Source organism: Variovorax sp. 01T439_2 (genome assembly GCF_056398445.1).
This window is the reverse complement of sequence record NZ_JBFTPJ010000786.1, coordinates 1-2,848: the sequence shown is the minus strand read 5'-3', so window position 1 is coordinate 2,848 and position 2,848 is coordinate 1. Positions and strand designations below refer to the sequence as shown.

The following is a 2,848-nucleotide window of genomic DNA, read 5'->3' as shown; positions in this document are numbered from 1 at the left end:
GGCCGAGGGCGCCGCTTGCGGCGGGACTTGCGCGGAGCGATGGCGCCGTGCAAGCCCTGGAGGTTCAGCGCTGGTCCGGAGAGGTCATCAACCTGCGCCGGTCGTCGCCGCCGCGCTGGCCTGGCTGAAGCTGCGGCTGCTGCTGCGGTGAAGGCGGTGCAGGCGCGAAGCCGCGCTGCTGCTGGAGGGCGCGCACCTGCGCTTCCTGCGCCTGGCGCATCGCGTTCTGCTGGGCCTGCTGTTGCGCCTGCACGGCGCGTTGCTGYATCTCCTGCTGCTGGCGCAGCATCTGTTGCTGGGCCAATGCCTGCTGCTGCGCCGCGCGCTGTTGCTGCTGCATCTGCTGCATTTGTTGTTGCTGCTGCAGGGCTTGCGCCTGGGCGCGCTGCTGCGCCTCCTGCTGCTGCCGCAGCGCCTGTTGCTGCTGTTGCTGGACCTGCAACTGCTGCTGCTGCTGCTGCTGCTGCTGCCGCTGCTGTTGCCACTGGTCATGCGCGCCGCGCTGCTGCCAATCCTGCTGCTGGCGCAAGCCCTGCTGGCGCTGCCATTCCATTTGCTGCTGCTGCTGTTGTTGCTGCATCGCCTGCACCTGCTGCGCCTGCTGCATCTGCCGGGTTCGCCGTGCCTGCTCGTAGCGCAGTTCCTGCTGTTCGCGCGCCATCAGCTGCGTCGGCGGCAGCGCAGCGGCCGGCCGGCCGAAGCCGCCGCCGAAGCCTTGCATCGGGACGCCCGGCGCCGGCGCCACCGGCACCCGCGCGAAGCGGTCGTCCGGCAGCCGCACCAGGTCGCGCCGGCCGAAGGGGCCGCGGCCGAAGCGGTCGGCCGGCAGCACGGTCACGGCGCCCGCCATCTGCTGGTTGGCATAGAAGCCGTTGCGCAGCTCGGCCTGGCGGTTGCGGTAGGCCGCCATGCGGTTCACCTGGTCGAGGTAGCGCTGGCTCGCGTCATAGCCGGGCCGCCATGCCTCGCCGGGGGCCAGCGGGAACCAGCCCACGCCGCTGCGGCCGTTGCCGATCTGCAAGGCGGCATTGGCGCCGCTGCCGCCCACGAAGCCCACCAGCGCGGGCGAGTACACGGGCCGTGCGGCCGGCCGCCCCGGCACCCAGGCCCAGCGCGGTCCCAGGCGCGCCCAGCGGCCATAGTGGAAGGGCGCAAAGCCCCAGGGCGCAGCGTCGACCCAGGTCAGGCCCCAGGGTGCGATGTTGACCCACTGGCCGTCGCGGTAGGGCGCCCAGTCGGCATCCACGCTGCGCGGGAACCAGACATCGCCGTAGGTCGGGTCGCTCTGCCAGTCGCCGTAGGCGTCGAGCTGCTGGTAGCCGACGACTTCGCGCGACACATAGCGTGCGGAGATCGACTGGTCCTCGATGCGGTTGCGCTCGGCCACCCAGGCATCGAAGCTGCCGCTTTGCGCCGGCGCGCCGCCCACCGCGGCCAGGTTGCGGCCCGACACGGTGAGCTGCTGCCGCGCACCCAGCGATTGCGATTCGCCGTTCTCGCCGTGCAGCGTGACGCGGCCCGAAGCCACTGCGATCCAGGTGGTGCCGGCAGCGGGGTCGGCCGCCACGCGGTATTCGCCGGGCGCATCGATCACGACCGCGAGGTTGCCGGTGTCCACCTCGACACGCTGGCCCGCCAGCTCGTCGCGCACGCGCAGCTGCAGGTTGCCCTGGCTCGCGGTGAGGCGCACGGTGTCGTCGTCGAGTTCGGAGAATTCGATGTGCGTCTGCCCGTCCATGCGCAGCGCCGCAGAGCCGATGTGGACTTCGGCGCGCGCATTGCGGTCGGTCCAGAGCCGGTCGCCGGTGGTGAGGGGGCGGTTGGGCTGCGCGTCGTACCAGCTGTCTTCGCCGGCGGGCGCGAAGCTCACGGTGCCCTGCTGCAGGTTCAGGCGCGCCACGCGTCCCGGCGGGTCCTGCTGCGCGCTGGCGGCCGCACCGAGGCACAGCAGCACGAGGCCGAGCAGCCATCGGTGCCATGGCCGGTGAAGATCGAGAAAGGCGGGGCGGTTCATGGTTTGTCTCCGGTTCCCGGGGGCGGATGAAAGCGGTGGATATGTAACGCGCGAGAATCCGCTGCCGCTGTCAGCGCATGTCCCTTGCTTGGTGAAGCGCGCGCACATTCGGCAACCGCTTGTAATCGAGGACTCGGCATGAAAAACAACAAGAGCGCCTGTGCACCGGGCGAATTGCGCTACCCAAACCATAGCGCGGCGCAATGGACCGCGGCGCTCGCGTGCGCCGCCATGGCCATGGCCGCCGCGCCCGCGCACGCGCAGCTCGCGCGCAAGCCTTCCTACTACCAGCAGCAGAACAGCAACAAGTCCRCCCCGGAAGGCGCACAGCTTCCCGCGCGGCCGGCTGCGCCCGCCTCGCTGCCGGCGCTGCGCAGCCGCGGCGACTTCGACACGCTGGCCCGCGTCTACGACGCCGGCACGCCGATGCAGCTGGCCCACGTGCTGTTCGCCGTCGACCGCCGGGCCCGGCCCGTGCGCACCTACTACATCGACACGCCGCGCTACCAGCTGCATGTGCGCTTCGTGCGCGAGACCGGGCTCGCGCCGCGCGCGGGCAAGCGCGAGATCGACCGCAACTACCTCGTGCCGGACCGCCGCTTCCTGTTCGGCACGCTGAGCTGGCAGCAGAACATCGGCAGCTTCACCTACGAGTTCTGGGAAGGCGACCGGCTCACTCCCGCGCTGCTGCGCGAGGCCGATGCACAGGTGAAGGCCGGCTTCTTCGCGCCCGTGAAGTTCAAGACCAATTCCACGCTGCACGAACGCATCGCGAACGAGGCGGGCGTCGACTTCGTCAGCCAGGAGGCGCTGATCCGCGAGCAGCCCTACATT

The 2,848-nt window shown here is 70.8% G+C and carries 1 protein-coding gene and 1 pseudogene; one reads left to right on the top strand and one right to left on the bottom strand.

Annotated features, from left to right (window positions below):
* Nucleotides 1-64 precede the first annotated feature (64 nt).
* Complete coding sequence (locus tag AC1DOC_RS27730) at nt 65-2,014, bottom strand: DUF6600 domain-containing protein (RefSeq protein ID WP_478130925.1); 1,950 nt, start codon at nt 2,012-2,014, stop codon at nt 65-67.
* A 138-nt stretch (nt 2,015-2,152) separates the two neighbouring features.
* Between AC1DOC_RS27730 and AC1DOC_RS27725 the strand changes: the two are divergent.
* Nucleotides 2,153-2,848, top strand: a pseudogene (locus AC1DOC_RS27725) (PEP/pyruvate-binding domain-containing protein); the annotation flags it as partial.